Raw genomic sequence first — 23,604 nt, 5'->3', positions numbered from 1 at the left:
AAGGCAATAAACAAACTTTTAGAACAATTATTAAGGCAATATTTTCAATTTTTAATAAATTTCTGCTAAATCAGGTATTCCTTAAAACAAGTAGAGGCTATCTTTTCAGACAACCTCTTGTATTTAAATAAAATTCCAAGAAAAACTATTTCCTTAACTTTTTTATTAATAAAATCAGAATATAACAAAAAATAAAGAACATTAAAAGCAGCAATAATTGCCAAGCAAAGAGACCGATTGAGAATTCTTCAAAAAATTTTCCATAACTATTTTTATATTTTGTAGTCTTTAAAAAAACCAAGTCGCCACAAAAATAGCCGTAATCACACAAATCAAATCGACTATAAGCATCGTTCCTAGTGCATAACGAGTGTTTTTAATATTTACGGAACCAAAATAAACGGCTATCACATAAAAAGTACTTTCGGCACTACATTGAAAAATACTACTCAATCTTGCCGTTAAGGAATCGGGACCAAAAGTGTTCATAGAATCAATCAAAAACCCTCTTGATCCGGCCGAACTAAAGGGACGAAGTAAAGCAACTGGCAAAGCGTCCGTAATTCCCTTACTTACTCCCATATTAGAAAAAATGAAAGCAATCCAATTGCTAATAATTTCAAATAAACCACTGTTTCTAAATAGAGAAATAGCTACTAACATACCCAACACGTATGGAAAAATAGTCACTCCGGTTTTTACACCATTGTTTGCTCCTACTACAAAACTTTCAAAAACAGTTGTAGATGCTTCTGTGAATTTTTTCTCATTTATAAACGAAAAGATCAAGGTAAAGGCAATTATTCCAATTAATATTAAAGCAGATAGATTAGCCGTAAAATAGTTTTTTCCAATTAAATCTAAATGATTTACATACATCAACAAACCTACAATTGCAGCTATTAATGTTATCAATACAATCACCAAAGAAGCACTTTTAAAATTGATTTTTTGTTTGATTCCAACAATTAGAAAGGCTGCAATCGTACCGATAAAAGAAGTGATGATACAAGGCAGCATAACATCAGCAGGATTGCTTGCATTTGCAGCAGCACGGTATCCTATTATAGAAGTAGCGATCAAAGTAAGACCCGAAGCATGCAAACACATAAACATAATTTGTGCATCACTCGCCTTGTCTTTCTCTGGATTTATTTCTTGTAAACTTTCCATGGCTTTTAGACCGAAAGGAGTTGCAGCAGAATCTAATCCTAAGAAATTGGCAGCAAAATTTAAAGTCATATAAGAAATAGAAGGATGGTTTTTGGGAATACTCGGAAACACTTTTACAAAAACAGGACTCAATGCTTTAGCTAATTTTCCTGAGGCTCCGGAAATGATTAAAAGCTCCATCAATCCACAGAAAAAAGCCAAATAAGCCATCAGCGGAAGGACTAAATCTAGCAAAGTACTTTTACACGTTGGCAATAAACCATCTGATTTTTGAACACCACTATAAATTTTTACGGTTTTGTTTTTATAAACATAAGTCGTGTCCGCATTTAGCGTATCCCGATTGATAATCATGGTTTGTTCTGGTGCTTTTTTGATGCTGTCTTTAATAAAGGCAGGAAGTTGTTCTGCAAATTTCTCAGAAATCAGAATCGGATCATCTTTCTTTCCATTCAAAACATAATCAATGGTATACGTATCGGCAGTAAACAGACTGAAAACAATAAAAATAATAGACGAAATAAAAATAACCAACCAAAATCTACTCAATACCATAATTTATAATTTTTGTAAATGTAATAAATCAATAGCAATTGCAAATGTCAATTGCAATATCAGTAACTGAATTTTCAAACTTAAAAAATTTCTTATTCAATTTCAAAAGTCAATCTCAAATAAAAAATTGATTATTGTTTTACTATTCCTTTTTCAAATTGTCATTGAATTTTGATATTGAAATTATTTTTTTTTAAACATGAATAATTTCCTCCTCAATCAACAGATCTTCTCTTCGCAATCGGAGGAAAATTTGCGCTACGGCTATCGTGTCTTTTTCACAATAGGTCACTATGCGGTCAATATCTTTATCTACATAAAAAACATGTCCCACCTGACTGCCGTCGATATCGCCTTTTGGCGAAGGAATCCCGAGAACTTTACACATTAATTTTAAAGAAGTGTAATGTTTATAATCGCCAAATTTCCACAATTCCAACGTATCCAAATGTGGAATTTCCCAAGGTTTTTTTCCAAATAGATTCAGTTTGTTGGGAATGGCAATTTGATTGATAATCATGCGTCGGGCAATGAAAGGAATATCAAATTCTTTGGCATTATGACCACACAAAACGTGCTGCGGCTGATTGAAATGATTGTTTAGCAGATTGATAAAATCGTTTAGAATTTTCTTTTCTTCACCAAAAAAAGAAGTTACCCTAAAATTCCGAATGTCGCCTTTAATCGTAAAAAAGCCGACTGAAATACAAACGATTTTACCAAACTCAGCCCAAATTCCGGCACGGTCATAAAAATCTTCGGGAGTATATTCGTCTTTGCGCTGGTATTGGGTTTTGTGTTCCCAAAGATCTTTCATTTCGGTATCCAATTCATTGTAATCAGCTGCTTCAGGAACAGTTTCAATATCAAGAAATAAAATATTATTGAGGTTGATTTTATCTATCATAATTTAGATTTTGTTAGACTTATTAGACTCCTTAGATTTTTAGACCGGCTTATAAATTTGATTAGACTTACTTAGACTCCTTTTTATCTAACTTGTCTAACCTCTAAAAATCTAAGGAGTCTCTTTTAAAACAAACTTTGTTGTGACGTTGGATTCTCATGCTCCAACAGCCATTTCTTTCGCCACAATCCGCCTGCATATCCCGTGAGTGAACCATCAGTTCCTATAACTCGATGGCAAGGAACGACAATCCAAAGCGGATTTTTTCCATTGGCGGAAGCCACAGCGCGAATGGCTTTGACATCACCTAACTTTTTGGATAAATCCATATAACTACATGTTTTCCCAAATGGAATTTCGAGCAATCCTTTCCATACTTTTTGTTGGAATTCAGTTCCTTTAGGATTTAATTTAAAATCAAAATTGATTCTTTTCCCCTCGAAATAATCGTTGAGTTGGGAGATCGCTTCTTGTAAAACAATTGGAATTATTGTTGAAACAGTTCCTTCATCGGCAACTGAAATTACCGAAACACCATTTTCATCGCCAATGATTGTTGCCATTCCTAAAGGAGTTTTGATGTAAGCTGTTTCCATATTTTAAAGATAAAAAAATTAACCACAATGTTTATGAAGAAGGCACAAAGTTCGCAAAGAAATAAAAATTGAATCGTATTAGAAATAAAAAAACCATTCGATTACACGAATGGTTCTTGTTTTATAGCCCCGATAGAAGGGAAAATCCTTTCTAGTCCTGACTTGTTTCACTGAAACAAGTTCAGGACTAGAAAGATTGGAATGATAGCGGGATTAGCTCCTTATTTCGACTATGCTAAGAATAAAAATCTATTTCAGATTTGAATACACATAAGCTTCTAATCCTTTTAACTCTTCGTCAGTCATTGTTTTTGTAAGGACAATATTTGGCTGCATTAATGCATATTGAGCTGGATCAACAATAGGTTTGCTCTCCCCTTTCAAAAAAGTAATGATGTTACCATTTTTCTCTTTGTACATTTTGGCAATGTCTTGTAAACTTGGCCCTATTAATTTTGAATCCGTTTTATGGCAAGAAACGCAAGTTCCTTTTCCTTTAAAAATCGACTCTCCTAATTGTTCCGGTGTTTGAACTTCTACTGGCATTCCTTCAGAAGGTGCAGCCTCTGTTGTAGTTGGTTCCGCTTGTTTTTCAGCTGGTATAGCTTCTTGCTTTTTACAAGAGAAAGCTAAAAATGCGATTGCAATTATTAATACTCTTTTCATTTTAGTTTTTTTAGTTTTCTCAAAAATAATTTATTTTTTGAAATTAAAATCAAAAAAAGGAATTAAAATTATTAGAATCAAAAAAATCTAAATTTATTTGTTCAAAAGTACGGCTGCTTCTTTAGCAAAATAGGTCGAAATCAAACTTGCTCCTGCTCTTTTGATACACATTAATTGTTCCATCATGATTTTGTCATGGTCGAGCCAACCTCTCTCGGCCGCGGCTTTAATCATCGCATATTCTCCCGAAACATGATATACAGTTACGGGAACATTTACCGCATTTTTGACCTCTCGAACGATGTCTAAATAGGCAATTCCTGGTTTTACCATCACCATATCGGCGCCTTCTTCTACATCCCATAACGCTTCTTTGATCGCTTCAATGCGATTGGCATAATCCATTTGATATGTTTTTTTATCTGTAGGGATATTTTCGCTATCTACCGGCGCACTATCTAATGCATCACGGAACGGTCCATAAAAAGCAGAAGCGTATTTTGCCGAATAACTCATAATACCTACATTATGAAATCCGGCAGCATCAAGACCTTCACGCAAACGCAACACGCGTCCGTCCATCATATCCGATGGCGCAACAAAATCGGCTCCGGCTTGCGCATGAGAAACGGCCATTTTTACCAAAGCATCATTAGTCGGATCATTGGCTAAATCGCCGTTTGCAATAATTCCGTCGTGGCCATAAATTGAATACGGATCCAATGCTACGTCTGGCATTACAATCATTTCCGGACAAGCTGTTTTAATGGCACGAATGGCGTTTTGCATTAATCCGTTTGGATTCCAAGCTTCCATGCCTGTATTGTCTTTTAGATTCTCGCTTACTTTTACATAAATATTGACCGCACGAATGCCTAAATCGAATAGTTCACGTATTTCTTTTACTGTTAAATCGAGCGAACGACGAAATATTCCTGGCATAGAAGGAATAGCAACCTCTACATTTTCGCCTTCTGCGATGAACATTGGGAACATAAAATCTGATGGACTTAAACTGGTTTCACGAACTAAACTTCTAATGGATTCGTTTGTTCTTAATCTTCTACCTCTGTGTAATGGGAACATATGATTTATGATTTTAGATTAGCGATTGCTGATTTATGATTCAAAACAAATTGGTGATGACAGAAAATCTGCAATCAAAAATCGTTAATCATCAATCTGCAATCCAATTTTTTGGATTTTCTAATACGTTTACTAATTTTTCTTCTTTGCTTCCGGCTTCTGCGTGATGGTCGTATACCCATTGCACATGTGGCGGCAAACTCATTAGAATGCTTTCAATTCTTCCGTTGGTTTTTAGACCAAACAAAGTTCCTTTGTCATGAACCAAATTGAACTCTACATAACGACCGCGGCGGATTTCCTGCCACGTTCTTTGCTCTGGAGTATAGGGTAAATCTTTTCTTTTTTCTACAATTGGAACATACGCTTCGAGGAAACTATTACCCACTTCGGATACAAAATTAAACCAATCTTGCATACTCATCTCTGGAGTTGCTTTGCAATAATCGAAAAACAATCCCCCGATACCGCGGGCTTCATTGCGATGCGCATTCCAGAAATAGGCATCACATTGTTTCTTATATTTTGGATAAAACTCGGAATTGTGTTTGTCACAAGTAGTTTTACAGGTTTGATGAAAATGGATTGCATCTTCTTCAAACAGATAATACGGGGTTAGATCCTGTCCGCCACCAAACCATTGCTGGATTACATTTCCGTTGTCATCGTACATTTCGAAATAACGCCAGTTGGCATGAACGGTTGGCACCATTGGGTTTTTTGGATGTAAAACCAAACTCAATCCGCAGGCAAAAAAATCAGCTTCACCTACATTGAACATCTTTTGCATGGCTTCCGGTAATTTCCCGTGGACTGCCGAAATATTAACGCCGCCTTTTTCAAAAACGGATCCGTTTTCAATCACACGGGTTCTTCCGCCGCCACCTTCCGGACGTTCCCAAAGGTCTTCACGGAATTTGGCTCGACCTTCAACGGCTTCCAATCCTTTACAGATTTGGTCTTGAAGGTTTTGTATGTATTGATAAAATTGTTCTTTCATTATAAATTTGCTTTTGCAGTAGCTATTTTACTATTGATTCCAAATGAAAATACTTTGCTTTCCTGTTGAATGTAATTGTAAATAGCAATAGCTTTTTCAGAAAAATCAAATGGATTGTCTTTCGAAGCAATCACTAAAAAATCGGCAAATTGCTCTAGCTGATTCCAGTCCAAATGACACCGTAATAAATGTGTGATTAATTCCTTTTCACTACAATCGATCAGACTTTGAATGTTAAATCCAAAGTCTTTCAATTGCTCTTCTATGTTGCTTTTATCTTCTAAATCCCAAAACTTAGGCACTAGAACTATAGAAAGCAATGTCTTTAGCACATTGTCTATTCGAATACTTTCCTGGTCTCGTAATCCTTTGTTTAGCATTGTTTAATTGTTTATTATTCAACGGATTAAAATCCGTTGCTACAAAACACGCCGTTCCTATAGAACTTTTACGTACTTGTGAGAGTCATCGGCTCGGTACATTTGGTAAGGCTGGACTTTAGTCCAGTTTTCTGAAAAATGTTTACTACTGATTGTATTCTTTCACTGCATCAATAAACGCTTTCGCATGATCCACAGGAATATTTGGTAAAATCCCGTGACCTAAATTCACAATATATTTGTCTTTTCCAAATTCGTCAATCATTTCATGAACCATTTTCTTGATAACAGGAATCGGCGATAATAATCTGGAAGGATCAAAATTTCCTTGTAACGTGATATTTCCACCAGACAAATATCTTGCATTTCTTGGAGAACACGTCCAGTCAACACCTAATGCTGATGCTCTACTTTTTCCCATTTCATTTAATGCAAACCAACATCCTTTTCCAAAAACAATAACCGGAGCATCATCTGCCAATGCTTCAATGATTTGGTTGATGTATTTCCATGAAAATTCTTGATAATCAACCGGTGAAAGCATTCCGCCCCAAGAGTCAAAAATTTGTACAGCGTTTACTCCTGCTTTTACTTTTTCTTTTAAATATAAAATAGTGGTATCGGTAATTTTTTGCAATAAAACATGCGCCGCTTCTGGATGTTGGAAACAAAATCCTTTGGCCATATCAAAGCTTTTAGAACCTTTCCCTTCCACTGCATAACACATAATTGTCCAAGGAGAACCGGCGAAACCAATTAATGGCACCTCATCATTCAGCATTTCTTTGGTCAATTTGATAGCATCAAAAACGTATCCTAATGTTTCATGAACATCTGGAACTATTACTTTCTCCACATCCTGAATCGTACGAATTGGGTTTGGCAAAAAAGGACCGAAATTTTCTTTCATCAAAACTTCAATTCCCATTGCTTGTGGAATTACCAAAATATCCGAAAACAAAATTGCCGCATCCGGAGCAATTCTTCGTATTGGTTGTACGGTGATTTCAGCAGCTAATTCTGGGGTTTGACAACGGGTAAAAAAATCATATTTATCACGCAAAGCGATAAATTCCGGTAAATATCTTCCTGCTTGACGCATCATCCAAACTGGTGGACGTTGTACTGTTTCTCCTTTTAGTGCTCTTAAAAATAGGTCGTTTTTGATCATGTATTTAAATTTTAGCAGATTGCTAGATGCTTTCCGGTGTATAATATTCAATAACTTCCTCAATCACCTCCTCGATAGTTGGTGTTTCGGCAATTACTATGTTTTTAATTTTCTTTGTTTCTAATGCTGACGCTGTTGTAGTGCCTACGCAAAAGCAAACTTCATTCTTGATTTTATTATTTGTCAAATAACTTTCAACGGCAGATGGGCTAAAAAACATGATTCCATCAAAATTTTCTTGGTCTGATATTTTAAAGGGCGCAAGTGTTGTTTGATACACTTCGATTTCATTAAAAATTATTCCTTCGCTTTTTAAGGCTTCAGGCAACGTTTCTTTACGCAAATTTCCGCTCAAAAAAGTATAGCTTTCTTTATTGTAAATTAAAGTGATTATTTCCGCTAGTTCAGAAGCGTAATCCAAATACACATCAACTGTAAAGCCATGCAATTCCAGTAATTCTTTGGTTTTGATCCCTACACAAAAAACAGGTTTCGTCTTTAAAACTTCCCAACCGTTTTGTTCTATCAAACTTAAAACAGCATTTTGGCTACTAAAAATCAAGTTGTTGTTGATTGTATTCAGTTCAAAAAGGTTGTTTTTTATTTCGATAAAATCTTGTTCTAAAAGATCAAAATTAGCATCAATAAATACTTGCCTTTGTTCTGCCGACAATGTTTTGGTGGATAAAATGCTTGTTTGGCTCATTATTTCTTCAAATTAATTTTAATTTCTCTCATCAATTCTGCTCCGCCATTCTCTAAAATTTCTTGGGCTGATGCAAATCCTAATTTTTTCCATTCTTGCAAGGGAACCGTTTTTTCTATTTCGATTTTCTGCTTGCCATCAATAGAAAATAAAACGCCCTTAAACACTATTTCATCTTCTATAAATACTGCCAAAGCGCCAATTGGTGCCGTACAACCACCTTCGAGCGTTTTTAGAAACTGTCTTTCGATGTGCGTACATACTTCAGTTTCGATATCATTCAATTCAGAAACGGCTTCTCTGCAAAACTCATCATTTGCCATGGCTACAATAACCATAGCGCCTTGAGCCGGGGCTGGAATCATCCAATCCAGATCGATATAATTGGAAGGCTTCAAGTTGATTCTTTCCAATCCTGCTGCCGCAAAAATTGCTCCATTCCAATCGCTGTCCTGCAATTTCTGCAATCTTGTATTGACGTTTCCACGCAAATCGACTACATTGTGATTGGGATATTTATTAAGCCATTGTGCCTGACGGCGCAAACTTCCTGTCGCAATTGTACCTTTTCCATTAAGAAAATCAAGATTTCCTTTGTGAACTAGGATATCTAACGTATTGGCTCTTTCCAAAACTGCTGCTTGTACAATTCCTATTGGTAAAGCCGTAGGAACATCTTTCATGGAATGCACCGCTATATCAACCTGACCGTTGATCATGGCGATATCCAGCGTTTTAGTAAAAATTCCTGTGATTCCTAATTCGTAAAGTGGTTTGTCAAGAAGAATATCTCCTTGTGATTTTACCGCTATGATTTCGGTTTTGTATCCTAAATCGTTTAATCTTTTTTCGACAGTATGGGCTTGCCAAAGCGCGAGTTCACTATCGCGGGTTCCTATGCGTATGGTTTTATTCATTATTTTGTAGTCACTCCAATTTTAAAAACTTTTTCAATCCATTCGATGCTTTCATCTACCATAGTGTCATCATCTTTCAAATGATTGGCAAAGTGAGTCGTTATTTTTTGGATGATTCGGTTGCTTATGATTTCCGCTTGCTCTTCATTGAAATTTGAAATTTTCTTACTTTGAAAATCCAATTCAGATGTTTTTATCGCATTCAACTTTGCTTTTAAAGCATTGATTGTCGGTGCAAATTTTCTGCCTTTGGTCCACGTAATAAATTCTTCTTTTATTTCTTCTATAATTGCTTCTGCTGCAGGAATGTGTTTTTTTCTGTTTTCTAAAGTTTCATCTGTTAGTTGCGACAAATAATCCATGTGAATTAGCGTAACACCTTCAATTTCTTCCACATCTTGATTCACATTTTTTGGAATGGATAAATCCAGAATCAGTAACGGTTTCTTCAAATTCAGAATTGCTTTATCGACCGTAGGGTTTTGAGCGCCGGTTGCTACCACAACAACATCTGCTTTTTGCAGTTCAAGATGCAATTCTGAATAATCTTTTACGATTAGATTCAATTTTCCGGCTAGCGCCTCTGCTTTGGCTTTGGTTCTGTTAATTAAAGTAATATGCTCGTTTTTAGTATGTTTTACTAAATTTTCACAGGTGTTTCTACCAATTTTTCCAGTACCAAATAATAGGATATTTTTATTTCCAATGTCTTCTACATTCTTAAAAATATATTGAACCGCCGCAAAAGAAACCGAAGTAGCCCCAGAGCTGATCTCCGTATCGGTTTTTATTTTTTTACTGGCTTGTATAACGGCATTCACCAATCTTTCCATAAAAGTATTGGCTAAACCCGCAGCTTTTGATTGTGCAAAACTGGATTTTATTTGAGCGATAATTTCGAAATCTCCTAAGATTTGACTGTCTAAACCGGTTCCTACACGAAATAAATGACTTATCGCTTCTTGGTTTTTATAAACAAAACCAACTTTTTGAAATGCTTCAACAGAACCTTGGCTATTCTCGCAAATTAATTTGATTAATTGAAAGGGATGTTCCGCAAAACCGTAAATTTCGGTTCGGTTACAGGTAGAAGTAACGATCAAACTCTCTATTCCTTCCGTTTTGGCCTGTTCCAGTAAACGCGTTTTTGCAGCTGCGTCTAAATTAAATTTCCCTCTAATCTCAGCATCCGCTTTTTTATAGCTCAATCCAACTGCGTAAAAATAGTGATGCTTTGATGTAATATTTTTTTCCATATTTGTACTTTTCCAGAAAGTGGGACAAAATTATCACTATAGTATTTATAAAAGTAACGCTAGAAGTTCTTTTTGTGTCGCTAAGTGATTTTTTAGTACTAAATGCTTATTTTATATTAAAAAAATCTATTTTTGTGGTGAAACCAAGTTGTTTGATACACCTTATCTAGAGTCGTTCTAAATATAATAACTTGATAAATATCATTTTCATTTAAAAAAAATATCGCTATGGGTTCTCAGGAAATTATAAAAATTGAGGATGATTTTACCCTGATTCGTTTTCAAAATGATAGTATTGATACTTTCAATGCACAACGCGAAGTGGGCAGCGGTTTGATTCAGTTCCATTTTGGATTAAAAGGAAGTGCCAAGTTCATCTTCAATCAGGGTAATTATGCTTTGGAACTGAAAGAGGAAAAATCATTGCTTTTGTACAATCCACAAAAGGAACTGCCTTTAAATCTAGAATTAGCGCCAAATTCCTGGGTGATATCGGTGATTATTTCCATCAAGAAGTTTCATGCCTTATTTTCGACAGAGGCGGATTATATTACTTTTTTAAGTGCTGACAATAAAGACAAAAAATATTACAACGAAGGCAACATCAGTCCCTCAATGGCGATTGTTTTATCGCAATTGTTTCATTACAATTTGCATCCGTCCATAAAAAATCTATATTACAAAGGCAAAGGATACGAATTATTGAGTTTGTATTTCAATAGAACCGAAGATCCAAACGCAGAACAATGTCCGTTTCTAATTGATGAGGACAATGTCATGAAGATTAAAAAAGCTAAAGAAATCATCATTACCAACATGGCCGAACCACCAGGATTACAGGAATTGGCGGATCAAATAGGTTTAAATCTTAAGAAACTAAAAATGGGTTTCAAACAAATTTATGGTGATACGGTTTACGGGTTCCTATTTGACTATAAAATGGATTTTGCCCGAAAATTACTCGATAGCGGCTCCTATAACGTAAACGAAGTGGGGTTGAAAATTGGCTACAGCACCGGAAGTCATTTCATAGCAGCATTCAAAAAGAAATTTGCCACTACGCCAAAGAAATATTTGATGTCGATAAATCCAAATATGCAGTAAACAATTGATTTCTTATATTAAACAATAAATAAAAAATAGTTAATCGCAATTTATAAAAAAGTAAGTTTATTTACTTTTGTACCAACAAAAAAAAATAACATGAAAGGTGTACTATTAGTTAATTTAGGTTCTCCCGAAAGTCCAACTCCTAAGGATGTTAAACCGTATTTAGATGAATTTTTAATGGACAAATACGTAATTGACGTTCCGTTTTTGTTACGGGCATTATTAGTTCGCGGGATAATTTTACAAACAAGACCTAAAAAATCAGCTGCCGCTTACGCAAAAATATGGTGGGACGAAGGTTCTCCTCTTGTGGTGATTTCGAAAAGAATGCACGCCAAAGTGAAGCAATTAGTTGACATTCCCGTTTCCTTAGCGATGCGTTATGGAAATCCATCTTTATTGTCTGGTTTGCAAGAATTGCATGATAAAGGTGTGAATGAAGTGTTGCTTTTTCCATTGTATCCACAACACGCTATGGCGTCTACAACTACAATTTTAGAATTAGCAGAAGAACATCGCAAAAAATATTTCCCAGAAATGAAATTTACAATAGTTCCTGCGTTTTACAACAAACCGGATTATTTAAAAAACCTTGCCGATTCTATCAAAGGTCATTTAGAAGGTTTTGATTACGATCATTTATTATTCTCCTACCACGGAATTCCGGAGCGTCACATTCGTAAAACGGATATTACTAAATCACATTGTAAAATTGACGGTTCTTGTTGCAACACGCCTTCGCCGGCTCATGAATTTTGTTACCGCCACCAATGTTATGAAACCACAAAACAAGTCGTAAAATTACTGGGAATCCCAGAAGGAAAATACAGCCAGACCTTTCAATCGCGCTTAGCGGGAGACAAATGGTTGACACCGTACACGGATGTAGAAGTGAACAAAATGCCCGAAAAAGGAATTAAAAAACTTGCCGTCGTAACCCCCGCATTCGTATCCGACTGTTTAGAGACTTTGGAAGAAATTGCCATGGAAGCCAATCATGAATTCAAAGCTCATGGCGGCGAGGAATTTTTAGCAGTACCGTGCTTAAATGACAGCGACGATTGGTGTAAAACCGTGAGTAACTGGATTACAAATTGGTCGAATGCCTCTTCATCTGTTAAAGTTGACTCTGAAAAAATAAACGCTTAAATGGCTGCTACTGCCGATGAACTAGGAACACAAGACATCAAAAGACTCTTGATAAAACAAGCAGTTCCGTCCTCTATTGGAATTTTATTCATGTCGGTTAATATTTTAATCGATACTATTTTTGTTGGACAATGGATTGGTTCTTTAGCCATAGCGGCAGTAACGGTTGTATTGCCAATTACCTTTTTGATTTCATCATTGGGAATGGCAATTGGCGTGGGCGGAGGCTCTGTTCTTTCAAGAGCTTTGGGATCTAATCAAAAAGAAAAAGCATTGCACACTTTTGGCAATCAAATTATGATGACGTTTTTATTGTCCTCTATTTTTGTGCTTTTTGGTGTGTTTTTTAGTGATGAAATGCTATTGCTTTTTGGGGCCAAAGGTGAAATAATGAAACCTGCCAAGGATTTTTTCTTTCCAATTATTCTTTCCGTTCCGTTTTTGGCACTTTGTATGATGGGCAACAATATTGTCCGTGCAGAAGGCAAAGCTAAATTTGCCATGATTGCCATGATTATTCCTGCTTTTGTAAATATTGCACTTGATGTTCTTTTTATAAAAGTAATGAATTTGGGCATGTTCGGTTCCGCAATGGCTTCAGCAATTTCCTATTTCATGTGTTTTGCATTTGTGCTGTGGTTTTTTATTTTTAAAAGTGAATTAAAGCTAAAAACAAGACATTTTAAATTTAAAATTCCCATTGTAAAAGAAATCACAGAACTGAGTTTTGTAACTTTTTCGAGACAAGGCGTAGTCAGCATTTTGGCTATAATCCTGAATCATACTTTATACATTTACGGAGGCGAACAATCTATAGCAATCTATGGTATTGTAAGTAGAATGTTGATGTTTGCTTTGTTTCCAATTCTTGGAATTACGCAAGGTTTCCTGCCCATTGCAGGCTTTAATTACGGCGCAATGAATTATGAAAGAGTCAAGGAAAGTGTCCTGCTTTCCATAAAATATGCTGCTTTTTTGGCCACGCTTATTTTTGTTGTTATTTTGTTTTTTGCCAAACCAATAGTAGCCGTTTTTACCACAGATACACTCGTAATTGCTCAAACGCCTGAAGCCTTGCGCTGGGTTTTTGCAGCATCACCCGTTATATCGATTCAATTAATCGGGGCTGCTTATTTTCAAGCGACGGGAAAGGCAAAAAAAGCATTGCTTTTGACATTAAGCAAACAAGGATTTTTCCTAATTCCATTAGTGCTGATTCTACCAAATTTTTTAGGTATTTTTGGAGTATGGATTGCATTCCCAATTGCTGATATTTTATCAACGATACTGACTGGTTATTTTCTAAAAAAAGAAATGAATACAAAATTAATTCAAACTACTGATGGACTATTATAATTACCTGAAATCTTTACACCTCATCTTTGTAATCACATGGTTTTCAGGATTATTCTATATTGTTCGCTTGTTTGTTTACCAAATTGAAGCCGCGCAAAAACCATCTCCAGAGAAAGAAATTCTTCAAAAACAATACAAAATAATGACTTATCGCTTGTGGTATATTATCACGTGGCCTTCGGCAGTTTTAGCGAGTCTATTTGCTTTTTGGATGTTGTTATTTACTGAATTAGGTCATGCATGGTTGCAAATGCCTTGGATGCAAGTAAAACTTGGCTTTGTATTTATATTGTATTTATATCATGGTAAATGCCATCAAATATTCAAACAATTGCAGAACGACGAAATAAAATACACTACAAATTTCATGCGCCTGTGGAATGAAGGGGCAACCATAATACTTTTTTCGGTGGTTTTTTTAGTCGTACTAAAAAATGCCGTGAACTGGATTTACGGGGTAATAGGAATTATTCTATTCTCTGTATTGATCATGCTTGGATTTAGATTTTACAAACGAATTCGGGAGAAAAATAGTGATTAGTGATCAGTTGTTAGTATTCAGTTGTTAAGCTGAACTCTGAATTCTGAACATTGAAAAGCTGAACACTGAACACTTATGCTAAAAAACTTCAAAATATCGATGCTTTCTTTACGAATCAGGATTTTCCTTTCGATGATTGTATTGATAGTTATGGCATCTATATTATTGGCATCTATTTCTATTATTCAATTTAAAAACGAAGCCAAAGAATACCATCAAGAACGTTTAGAACGCAAAGAAGATGCTATAAAAGAACACATCAATTATGTGCTTTCCACTACAACCTACCCTTTAACAACGAAGAATTTAGGCTTAATTTTCAAAGATAAAATTCACGAATTAGCACAAATTCACAATATTGAAATCAACATTTACAGTCTGGACGGAAAACTGTTGAAATCCTCAAAAGAATCATTTTCAGTAGATAAAGTATCCCCTCCTATACCAAAATACATTCTTAAACTAGTTCGTTCTTCCATCGAAAAAAGATACGTTGATATTAAAACAATCAATGGAATCAAGAATCGTTCTTCATACAGTCAGATTAAGGATGATAAGTTTAAACCACTTGGTATTTTGAATTTGCCTTATGTAGAAGATGACGGCTTTTATGAAAACGAATTAAATAGTTTCCTCATCCGCTTGGGACAAGTATATTCGTTTATGCTGATCGTTGCATTTGCATTAGCCTATTTCCTTTCGACTTATATCACTAAATCATTAAAAACAATTTCAGATAAGTTAAGCGAAACCAGCTTAAATCAAAAAAACGAAAAAATCGTATTAGAAGCCAGCAGCAAAGAAATTAATTTATTGATAAAAGCGTACAACGGAATGGTGGACGAATTAGAGAAAAGCGCCATAAAACTAGCCCAAAGCGAACGGGAAGAAGCTTGGCGCGAAATGGCAAAACAAGTTGCACATGAAATCAAGAATCCGCTTACGCCAATGCGACTGACAGTGCAGAGTTTTCAAAGAAAATTTGATCCTAATGATGCAGATGTAAAACAAAAAATGAAGGATTACTCCGAAACTTTGATACAACAAATCGATACAATGAGTGCCGTTGCATCGGCTTTTTCTAATTTTGCATCTATGCCGGCACAACAAAACGAAACCTTGAATGTGGTGGAGGTTGTAGAACTTGCCATGGATATTTTTAATGAAGAATATATCGATTTCCAAAGTGATTCTCCTGAAATTATTTCAAAAATTGACAGAACACAACTCATTCGAATCATCACGAATTTAGCAAAAAACGCCATCCAGTCCATTCCTGAAAATCAAGAAAAAAAATCAATACTTGTTACTATAAAAAAAGTATCCGACACTGTTTTGATTACTGTTGCCGATAATGGAATAGGGATTCAACCTAAAGACATCAGCCGCATATTCGAACCTAAATTCACCACCAAAAGTAGCGGAATGGGACTTGGTCTTGGTATTATTAAAAACATTATCGAAAATTATAAAGGAACGATTACCTTTGATACTGAATTTGGAAAAGGAACCACTTTCACGGTTTCACTTCCAATAATTAACTCCTAAAATTACACTCATGAATTACGAAAATATTTTAATTGCAAAAGAGGATAGTATCGCAACGATTACCGTTAATCGCCCTACAAAACTAAATGCTTTGAACAAAGCTACCATTACTGATTTGTATAAGGCATTCAAAACATTGGGGAAAAACAATGAAATTCGTGCTATTATTCTAACTGGAAGAGGTGAAAAAGCGTTTGTTGCAGGAGCTGATATTGCTGAATTTGCTAATTTTTCTATTGAAGAAGGAATGCAATTAGCTGCTGAAGGACAAGAAAAATTATTTGATTTTATAGAAAATCTCAAAACTCCGGTAATCGCAGCAATCAATGGTTTTGCATTGGGAGGTGGATTAGAATTAGCGATGGCCTGTCATTTCAGAGTCGCTTCTGAAAATGCAAAAATGGGCTTGCCCGAAGTTTCCCTTGGATTGATTCCCGGTTATGGCGGAACACAACGTTTGCCACAATTGATAGGAAAAGGACGTGCCATGGAAATGATCATGACCGCGGGAATGGTAACTGCTCAAGATGCTTATAGAACTGGACTGGTAAATCACGTTGTGCCTGAAGCAGAACTTTTAGATTACTGTAGTAGTCTTGCACAAAGAATAATAAAAAACTCTCCATACGCGATTGGTAAAGCTATAAAAGCTGTCAACGCCAGTTTCAAAGAAGGTAAAAATGGCTATGAAACCGAAATAAAAGCTTTTGGAAAATGTTTTGGGACTACTGATTTTAAAGAAGGAACAACGGCATTTCTAGAGAAAAGAAAAGCGGTATTTACAGGAAAATAATAACAAAAGAGAGCCAAAATAGCTCTCTTTACATTTGACTCCAATGTGAAATCATTTATAATAATCTTTCTTCAAAAAACGGATTGTTTGATTTACAAAACTTAATTTTGTAAACCCGTTTCGGAATATAATCCATCATCAAAAAATTCAACATATGTCCTTCCAACCTGTATTTGTACTTTTCTGGGAAAAGGTAAAAGAAAGTATCGAAAACCATACTTACGCTAAACTAACACTTGCCAAAACCATTGGTGATACGGAACTGAAAAATATTTATGTCCGTCCCGTTTTACTGGAAAATGACGTATTTAGTCTTTCGGTTACGGCACGTTACAAAACAGAAGAAGTAGAAAGTTTCCATACACTCGATGAAGCTTTTATTATATTGGCTCCGTATATGAATAACCCGTTTTTAACGGCTTTGTTGTTTACAACGGAGAATGATATCACCTTTAAACTCAATAAAAAAAGAGTAGGAAGCATTATTGAGCAAGCGCCAACTTTTAAAAATGCTTCGGATGTAATTATAGAAATGAAATCCAAAGGGATTTCGATTTAAGATATTTGATTAACGATTGCTGATTTTTAATTGAAAAACCAGCAATCGAAAAACCATCTGAAATTTAAAATCGTTAATCCGCAATCAAAAATCCTATTTCTCCCCTTCCCATTCTGCATAAAACTGCGAAATGAAACCTTCCATATAACGGTGTCTTTCCTTTGCAATTTGTTTCCCGGTTTCTGTATTCATTTTATCTTTTAAGAGCAATAACTTTTCATAAAAATGATTGATAGTTGGAGAATCACTTTTCTTGTATTCTTCCTTTGTCATCCTTGTGTTTGGAGCTATTTTAGGGTCATAGAGCGTTCTGTTTTTAAATCCGCCATAATTGAATGCTCTTGCAATTCCGATGGCGCCAATAGCGTCTAATCGATCTGCATCCTGCACCACATCCAGTTCTATTGAAGAGAATTTTTTTTCGAAATTGCCTCCTTTGTACGAGATGTTTTCAATGACATTCACCACATGAACGATAATCTCTTCGTCAACATTTTCTAATTCTAAAAATTCCCGAGCTATTTTTGGGCCAATAGTTTCATCTCCATTATGGAATTTACTATCTGCAATATCATGAAGCAAAGCACCGAGTTGTACAACTGTGGTATCACAAGCTTCATTTTTAGAAATCAAAATAGCATTTCGATACACTCTTTCGATATGAAACCAATCGTGTCCACCTTCGGCATTTTCTAGTTTTGTTTTTACAAAAAGAATTGTTTTACTAATTAAATCAGGGTTGTTCATTGTTATATTTTGTAAAAAAAATGTTGATTTTCAAAGACTACCTTCAAAAATCAACATCCTTATTCTTAAATCAAAAATTTAAAGTCTGGCCGGTTCTACCCATTTGAAAATATGTGACTCTTGAGGAATCACTAATCTTTCGGATATTTTTGCCATTCTGCCCGGTAATTTCATCAAATAATCACGCGCTTTCTCTGCTTCATCAGTCAAACCAGTAATTTTATCAATTTCCCATTTAACAATTAATTTTTGCATAATGTCTACATAATCCGCTGCGGTATAAACCCCAATACGTTGTGCCGAATCAGAAAACTGTTCGAAAGCAGTGCTGATTTTTTCACCGGATTCTCTCAAGAAATGCGCAGGCATAACGATTTTTGCTTTCATCATATATTGAAAAGCAAGCATCATTTCGCTAGGATCTACCTGAAAAATACGTGTTACAAATTCGCTATAGGCATGATGATGACGCATCTCGTCACCAGCAATCATTTTGCACATTTTAGACAATTTGTTATCGCCATATTTCTTAGCCATTTGTGCTACTCTGTTGTGAGAAACGTACGTGGCTAATTCTTGAAAACTGGTATACACAAAGTTTTTGTAGGGGTCTCTTCCGGTTCCAATATCAAAACCATCGTTGATAAGATGTTGCGTTGTCATTTCTACTTCGCGCATGTTTACACGACCTGATAAATACAAATATTTATTAAGCATATCACCATGACGATTTTCCTCTCCAGTCCACTGTCTGATCCATTTAGACCAACCGTTTCGCTCTACATTATCAATCCCTTCTACGTCCATTAACCAGGATTCGTAGGTTGGTAAAGCTTCTTCTGTAATGGTATCCCCTACTAAAGTCACCCAGAAATCATATGGTAAATCTTTTGCAATTTCACGTAATTCTTTGACCTCATCAAAAAAAGTATCGCTTTGAGAATTTGGCAAAAAATCGGTTGGTTGCCATATTTTTTCTACTGGAATTAGATACTGATCGACAAAGCTATCTACGTTTTTTTCTAAAAACTGCATTACTTCTAATCGAATGTTTTTTATTGACATTATATATAAATTAAATTTTTATTCCTTGAACAACTGCTGTTTCTGTTTTTTTCATTAATTCAGCAAAATCATACTCTTTAACCGCTAATGGTTTGTGTACTACAAAGGTAAGATGATTTCCTAAACCTAGGGGAAAAAATCCGTATTTAACCATTTTCCAAGAATTGTTTATGCTTATTGGAACCACGTATGCCGACGGCGCGTATTTACACAAAATTTTAAGTCCGCTTTGAGCAAACTCTTTTGGTTTCCCCGTTTTACTTCTCGTTCCTTCCGGAAAAATAACTGCCGTACGATTGTATTTTTCTATATATTCCGATAATCCTTTAATGGCTGGAATGGCTTGCTTAGGGTCTTTTCGATCAATAAGAACAGAACCACCATGGCGCAAATTAAAAGATACGCTCGGAATGCCGCTTCCCAATTCTTTCTTACTAACAAATTTACAATGAAATCGGCGGAAAAACCAAATCATAGCAATAATATCGTACATACTTTGATGATTGGACACAAAAATCAAAGGAACATTTTTAGGAACGTTTTCTATATTTTCAAATTTATAGGTGGTTCCTAAAAGATTCGTACATTTTAATAGGAAAAAATTCAGGTAATCAACACTTATTTTGTGGGCTTGGTAGCCAAAAACATGGAAGCAAACCCACTGAATTGGGTGAAAAATAACCAAGGTAATACCAAAACATAAATAATAAATTATGGATATGGGATACGAAATTAGTTTTTGCATGCTTTAAAAATTTGCCACAAAAGTAAGAAATATATTTTTAGCCCGATTTAAATCGGAAACAATATACAGGCTCAACGTTTAATCGTAACTTTGCCAATCAAAATCTATGTCTTTTTTCTATTAAAATGAACTTCACTTACCCAAAAAACGAAAAGCTAAAAAGTAAAATAACAATTGGATTATTGTTTTCTGAAGGGAAATCAGTTTCTAAATATCCATTGCGATTGGTTTATTATTCTGGCGCTTTGGGCAACCCGGAATCCCGAAGTTTCGGGACAGATGAAAAAATCAAAATGGGCGTTTCGGTTTCTAAAAAACACTTTAAGAAAGCTGTTGACCGCAACTATTTCAAACGGGTGTTGCGCGAAACCTATCGTCTCAACAAGCATTTATTAATTGATAATCTGGACCAGCCTCACGCTTTTATGTTTTTTTACCAAAGCAAGGACCGATTGAGTTATGAAGAAATCAATACCAAAACCATTCAATTGTTTGAGAAGTTTATTGCTCAAAACAATAAAAAACCTTTACCAGAAAGCGATTCAAATCTAGAAAATAAATAAGTCCAATTTTACTAAATACCGTAGAATTGCGTTTACACTTTATCTAATATAATTATTTGGTGATTTATTCTTAATTTAGTAATCTCAAATTTAGTCCAAAAGCCATGAATTCTTTTTTCCAAAAAAAAATTATAATTCCTATTGTCGCTTCAGCGTTTCTATATGTTGGCGTGAGTTTCAAAGACGATTTTTTTGAAATCGCCAAGCAAATAGAGATTTTCACCACCCTTTTCAAGGAATTGAACAAGAACTATGTCGATGAAACCAATCCTGGTGATTTAATGGACAAAGCCATCAAAGGCATGTTAGCCAGTTTAGATCCCTACACCGTTTATTTTAATGAACAGGATGTTGTGAGTTTTAAAATAAACAATACCGGAGAATATACTGGAATAGGCGCTTTACTGACCCGAAAAGACGGCAAACTCATCGTAAAAGAACAATACAAAAACTTTCCGGCTGATAAAGCGGGACTTAAAGCAGGTGATGAAATTATCCAAGTAGGAGATATTCTTTTATCTGATTTCAGAGACGATGCCTCCGAATTATTCAAAGGTGCAAAAAACACTAAAATTGACATCAAATACATCCGTCAGGGAAAACCCTACACTACCCAAATTGTTCGTGATGAAGTCGAAATAAAATCGGTTCCTTTCTTTGGCAAAATAGATGCCGAAACCGGTTATATCGTTTTGTCTCATTTCAACAACAAAGCTTCTGTAGAAACCAAAATGGCATTGGAACAATTAAAAAACGAAGGCGCTAAAAGAATTGTTTTGGACTTAAGAGGCAATCCCGGAGGACTTTTGAACGAAGCCGTAAATATTTGTAACCTTTTTGTTCCAAAAAACGAAATTATAGTCACTACAAAATCAAAGATTGAAAAATACAACAATACCTATAAAACGACTAAAGAACCCGTTGACACTGAAATTCCTTTGATCATTATTGTAAATGGAAAAAGTGCCTCGGCTTCAGAAATTGTTTCGGGAGCTTTGCAGGATTTAGATCGTGCTGTGGTTTTGGGAAGCCGAAGTTTTGGAAAAGGATTGGTACAAAAACCGGTTGATTTAACGTATGGAACCCAACTAAAAGTTACCATTTCTCGTTATTATACGCCTTCTGGCAGATGCATTCAAGCTTTGGATTATGCCCATAAAGACAAAAATGGTTTAGCTATAAAAACCGAAGAGAAGAATTACAATGCTTTCAAAACCCGGAAAGGAAGAACGGTTTATGACGGTGGAGGCATTCAGCCGGACGTGGAACTTGAAGAAACAAAACTGAGTCCAATTACAAATGCATTGGTGAAAAATGATGGAATTTTTAATTATGTAACGAGTTATTATTACAAAAACCCAACTTTAGGCACTACCATTCCAACGATTTCTGATGCGGACTATTTAGACTTTAAACAGTTTTTAAAAGCACAAAAATTCTCTTTTGACACGGATACGGAGTTGGCATTGAAAAATACTTTGGCTGTAGCCAAAAAAGAAAAAATAGACGGATCCATCACTGCCGAATACCAACAATTACTTTCTGCTTTACAAAAAAGCGAAGATGCTTTATTGGATAAAAATCAAAAAGAAATCAAGAATTTAATTTTAGAAGAAATAATTAAACGCTACCAATATCAAGAAGGTTTGTATCAATATTACATAAAAAATAATTCGGAAATTAAGAAAGCCGTAAGTATTTTGAACAATACCCCAGAATACAAATCTATTTTAAAATTGTAATGAAAAATTATTTTAAAATTGTTCTTTTTTTATTTTTCGGATACCTTTCAGCTCAAGAGAAACCAGTACAAACTGTCTATTTTGATTTTGACAAACATGCCCTTGATGATCCACAGATTAAAACCATAATCGATTTTGCAAAAAAATCAGATACCACAAAAATTGAATCCATCCAAATTTATGGCTATTGTGACGACAGAGGTGACAACGATTATAACTATGAATTATCAAAAAATCGTGTAAAAACAGTTCAGGATATCCTTACTGCAAATGGTTTCAGCAAAAATAAAATTGTAATTATCGAAGGGAAAGGACGCGTTATTTTGACCAAAGAGAATGAAGAAAACATAACTGAAATACGTTCTAAAAACAGACGCGTCGATTTATTTATTGTTGCCAAAAATAGTTTTGGAAATGGCATTTACAATTCGTTTCAGGACAATCATAAAGTTGGCGATCGCGTTTATCTAGAAAACATCTTGTTTGCGCTAGGAAGCAGTGTTTTGCCATTAGAATCTAAAAAAGAATTAGACAAAATTGCAGCAATACTTCAAAAAAATCAAAAATTGGAATTTGAAATTAGAGGACACGTATGCTGTACCCCTAGTTATTATGAGGACGCAATAGACGAACATACTCACGAAAGAAAACTTTCGTTTAATCGTGCCCGAAACGTCTATCGATACCTAATATCAAAAAAAATTAACCCGCAACGAATGTCTTACAAAGGTTGCGGGAATAGATTTCCTTTAGGAAAAGGCGATGCGCTGGACCGAAGAGTTGAATTTCTTATTTTGAAAATATAATTATACTTTCTGCATCTCTATATGCGGAATATCATCTTCTAAATACATTTCGCTGGTTTGCACAAAACCTTGGCTTTCGTAGAATTTTTTCAGGTACAATTGGGCTCCAATGGTAATTTTGCTTTCACCAAAATGAGACAAAATCCCTGCAATAGCTTCCCGCATTAAGTCATGCCCCCATTTCCTGTCGCGGTAATTTGCAGCAACGGTTACTCTTCCAATAGAAGCATTATCAAAACTGATTCCTGCTTTGAAAAGTCGAGCATGAGCCACAATTGCACCTTCAAATTCTCCAAAGAGATGCAACGCAACTTTATCTTTACCGTCAAGATCAAGATAAACACAGTTTTGTTCTACTACAAAGATCTCGCTTCTTAGTTTGAGTATGTCATATAGTTCATGAACCGTAAGCGCCTCGAAAGGCTTTATTTTCCATTCTAATACCATGGATTATTTCTTTTTTATAT

The 23,604-nt window shown here is 35.1% G+C and carries 25 protein-coding genes; 10 read left to right on the top strand and 15 right to left on the bottom strand.

What is annotated here, in order from left to right:
- Positions 1–288 precede the first annotated feature (288 nt).
- The 11 genes from ACM55I_RS06145 to hemA all read right to left on the bottom strand — a co-directional run bounded on the left by ACM55I_RS06145 (position 289) and on the right by hemA (position 10,413).
- Positions 289–1,728, bottom strand: a complete 1,440-nt coding sequence (locus tag ACM55I_RS06145) for a nucleoside recognition domain-containing protein (RefSeq protein WP_416845874.1) — start codon at positions 1,726–1,728, stop codon at positions 289–291.
- 193 nt (positions 1,729–1,921) lie between these two features.
- The gene (locus tag ACM55I_RS06140; RefSeq protein ID WP_416845873.1) at positions 1,922–2,635 is read right to left on the bottom strand and encodes a 3'-5' exonuclease; all 714 of its coding nucleotides are present in this window, start codon (positions 2,633–2,635) and stop codon (positions 1,922–1,924) included.
- 125 nt (positions 2,636–2,760) lie between these two features.
- Positions 2,761–3,231 (bottom strand): methylated-DNA--[protein]-cysteine S-methyltransferase, encoded by a 471-nt coding sequence (locus ACM55I_RS06135; protein WP_416845872.1) that lies wholly within the window; start codon positions 3,229–3,231, stop codon positions 2,761–2,763.
- A 249-nt stretch (positions 3,232–3,480) separates the two neighbouring features.
- Positions 3,481–3,897, bottom strand: a complete 417-nt coding sequence (locus ACM55I_RS06130; RefSeq protein WP_416845871.1) for a c-type cytochrome — start codon at positions 3,895–3,897, stop codon at positions 3,481–3,483.
- 93 nt (positions 3,898–3,990) lie between these two features.
- Positions 3,991–4,983, bottom strand: a complete 993-nt coding sequence (gene hemB / locus ACM55I_RS06125) for a porphobilinogen synthase (protein WP_416845870.1) — start codon at positions 4,981–4,983, stop codon at positions 3,991–3,993.
- Between the two features lie 91 nt (positions 4,984–5,074).
- A complete protein-coding gene (gene hemF / locus ACM55I_RS06120; RefSeq protein ID WP_416845869.1) occupies positions 5,075–5,983 on the bottom strand; it encodes an oxygen-dependent coproporphyrinogen oxidase in 909 nt (302 codons plus the stop codon).
- Positions 5,983–6,363 (bottom strand): hypothetical protein, encoded by a 381-nt coding sequence (locus tag ACM55I_RS06115; RefSeq protein WP_416845868.1) that lies wholly within the window; start codon positions 6,361–6,363, stop codon positions 5,983–5,985. The genes hemF and ACM55I_RS06115 overlap by 1 nt, the downstream gene beginning before the upstream one ends.
- A 145-nt stretch (positions 6,364–6,508) precedes the next feature.
- Complete coding sequence (hemE, locus tag ACM55I_RS06110) at positions 6,509–7,534, bottom strand: uroporphyrinogen decarboxylase (RefSeq protein WP_416845867.1); 1,026 nt, start codon at positions 7,532–7,534, stop codon at positions 6,509–6,511.
- A gap of 22 nt (positions 7,535–7,556) precedes the next feature.
- The gene (locus ACM55I_RS06105) at positions 7,557–8,240 is read right to left on the bottom strand and encodes a uroporphyrinogen-III synthase (RefSeq protein ID WP_416845866.1); all 684 of its coding nucleotides are present in this window, start codon (positions 8,238–8,240) and stop codon (positions 7,557–7,559) included.
- Entirely contained in the window at positions 8,240–9,160 is a 921-nt protein-coding gene (gene hemC / locus ACM55I_RS06100) for a hydroxymethylbilane synthase (RefSeq protein WP_416845878.1), read from the bottom strand. The genes ACM55I_RS06105 and hemC overlap by 1 nt, the downstream gene beginning before the upstream one ends.
- A complete protein-coding gene (gene hemA, locus ACM55I_RS06095; RefSeq protein ID WP_416845865.1) occupies positions 9,157–10,413 on the bottom strand; it encodes a glutamyl-tRNA reductase in 1,257 nt (418 codons plus the stop codon). The genes hemC and hemA overlap by 4 nt, the downstream gene beginning before the upstream one ends.
- Positions 10,414–10,641: 228 nt before the next feature.
- Between hemA and ACM55I_RS06090 the strand changes: the two genes are divergently transcribed.
- The 7 genes from ACM55I_RS06090 to ACM55I_RS06060 all read left to right on the top strand — a co-directional run bounded on the left by ACM55I_RS06090 (position 10,642) and on the right by ACM55I_RS06060 (position 17,469).
- Positions 10,642–11,517 carry a helix-turn-helix domain-containing protein gene (locus ACM55I_RS06090; RefSeq protein WP_416845864.1) on the top strand — a complete coding sequence of 292 codons (876 nt, stop codon included), beginning with the start codon at positions 10,642–10,644 and terminating at the stop codon, positions 11,515–11,517.
- A gap of 99 nt (positions 11,518–11,616) precedes the next feature.
- Positions 11,617–12,672, top strand: coding sequence for a ferrochelatase (gene hemH / locus ACM55I_RS06085; RefSeq protein WP_416845863.1), 1,056 nt, complete (start codon positions 11,617–11,619; stop codon positions 12,670–12,672).
- Positions 12,673–14,028 (top strand): MATE family efflux transporter, encoded by a 1,356-nt coding sequence (locus tag ACM55I_RS06080; RefSeq protein ID WP_416845862.1) that lies wholly within the window; start codon positions 12,673–12,675, stop codon positions 14,026–14,028. It begins immediately after the preceding gene.
- Positions 14,015–14,569 (top strand): CopD family protein, encoded by a 555-nt coding sequence (locus tag ACM55I_RS06075; protein ID WP_416845861.1) that lies wholly within the window; start codon positions 14,015–14,017, stop codon positions 14,567–14,569. The genes ACM55I_RS06080 and ACM55I_RS06075 overlap by 14 nt, the downstream gene beginning before the upstream one ends.
- Positions 14,570–14,701: 132 nt before the next feature.
- Complete coding sequence (locus tag ACM55I_RS06070; RefSeq protein WP_416845877.1) at positions 14,702–16,117, top strand: sensor histidine kinase; 1,416 nt, start codon at positions 14,702–14,704, stop codon at positions 16,115–16,117.
- 10 nt (positions 16,118–16,127) lie between these two features.
- Complete coding sequence (locus tag ACM55I_RS06065) at positions 16,128–16,910, top strand: enoyl-CoA hydratase/isomerase family protein (RefSeq protein WP_416845860.1); 783 nt, start codon at positions 16,128–16,130, stop codon at positions 16,908–16,910.
- Between the two features lie 154 nt (positions 16,911–17,064).
- On the top strand, positions 17,065–17,469 hold the full coding sequence (locus ACM55I_RS06060; protein ID WP_416845859.1) for a hypothetical protein: 405 nt from the start codon (positions 17,065–17,067) through the stop codon (positions 17,467–17,469).
- Positions 17,470–17,562: 93 nt separating this feature from the next.
- Here the strand turns inward: ACM55I_RS06060 and ACM55I_RS06055 are convergent, their stop codons facing one another.
- The 3 genes from ACM55I_RS06055 to ACM55I_RS06045 all read right to left on the bottom strand — a co-directional run bounded on the left by ACM55I_RS06055 (position 17,563) and on the right by ACM55I_RS06045 (position 20,026).
- Positions 17,563–18,216 (bottom strand): HD domain-containing protein, encoded by a 654-nt coding sequence (locus ACM55I_RS06055; RefSeq protein WP_416845858.1) that lies wholly within the window; start codon positions 18,214–18,216, stop codon positions 17,563–17,565.
- 78 nt (positions 18,217–18,294) lie between these two features.
- The gene (locus ACM55I_RS06050; protein WP_416845857.1) at positions 18,295–19,281 is read right to left on the bottom strand and encodes an acyl-ACP desaturase; all 987 of its coding nucleotides are present in this window, start codon (positions 19,279–19,281) and stop codon (positions 18,295–18,297) included.
- A gap of 10 nt (positions 19,282–19,291) precedes the next feature.
- Positions 19,292–20,026, bottom strand: a complete 735-nt coding sequence (locus tag ACM55I_RS06045) for a lysophospholipid acyltransferase family protein (RefSeq protein WP_416845856.1) — start codon at positions 20,024–20,026, stop codon at positions 19,292–19,294.
- 125 nt (positions 20,027–20,151) lie between these two features.
- Between ACM55I_RS06045 and ACM55I_RS06040 the strand changes: the two genes are divergently transcribed.
- The 3 genes from ACM55I_RS06040 to ACM55I_RS06030 all read left to right on the top strand — a co-directional run bounded on the left by ACM55I_RS06040 (position 20,152) and on the right by ACM55I_RS06030 (position 23,137).
- Positions 20,152–20,589, top strand: a complete 438-nt coding sequence (locus tag ACM55I_RS06040; RefSeq protein WP_416845855.1) for a ribonuclease P protein component — start codon at positions 20,152–20,154, stop codon at positions 20,587–20,589.
- A 104-nt stretch (positions 20,590–20,693) separates the two neighbouring features.
- On the top strand, positions 20,694–22,331 hold the full coding sequence (locus ACM55I_RS06035; RefSeq protein ID WP_416845854.1) for a S41 family peptidase: 1,638 nt from the start codon (positions 20,694–20,696) through the stop codon (positions 22,329–22,331).
- On the top strand, positions 22,331–23,137 hold the full coding sequence (locus ACM55I_RS06030; protein ID WP_416845853.1) for an OmpA family protein: 807 nt from the start codon (positions 22,331–22,333) through the stop codon (positions 23,135–23,137). The genes ACM55I_RS06035 and ACM55I_RS06030 overlap by 1 nt, the downstream gene beginning before the upstream one ends.
- Here the strand turns inward: ACM55I_RS06030 and ACM55I_RS06025 are convergent, their stop codons facing one another.
- On the bottom strand, positions 23,138–23,584 hold the full coding sequence (locus ACM55I_RS06025; protein ID WP_416845852.1) for a GNAT family N-acetyltransferase: 447 nt from the start codon (positions 23,582–23,584) through the stop codon (positions 23,138–23,140).
- Positions 23,585–23,604: the final 20 nt, after the last annotated feature.

Source organism: Flavobacterium algoris, from assembly GCF_048158525.1.
Classification (GTDB): Bacteria; Bacteroidota; Bacteroidia; order Flavobacteriales; family Flavobacteriaceae; genus Flavobacterium; species Flavobacterium algoris.
This window is presented reverse-complemented; position numbering and strand designations above follow the sequence as displayed.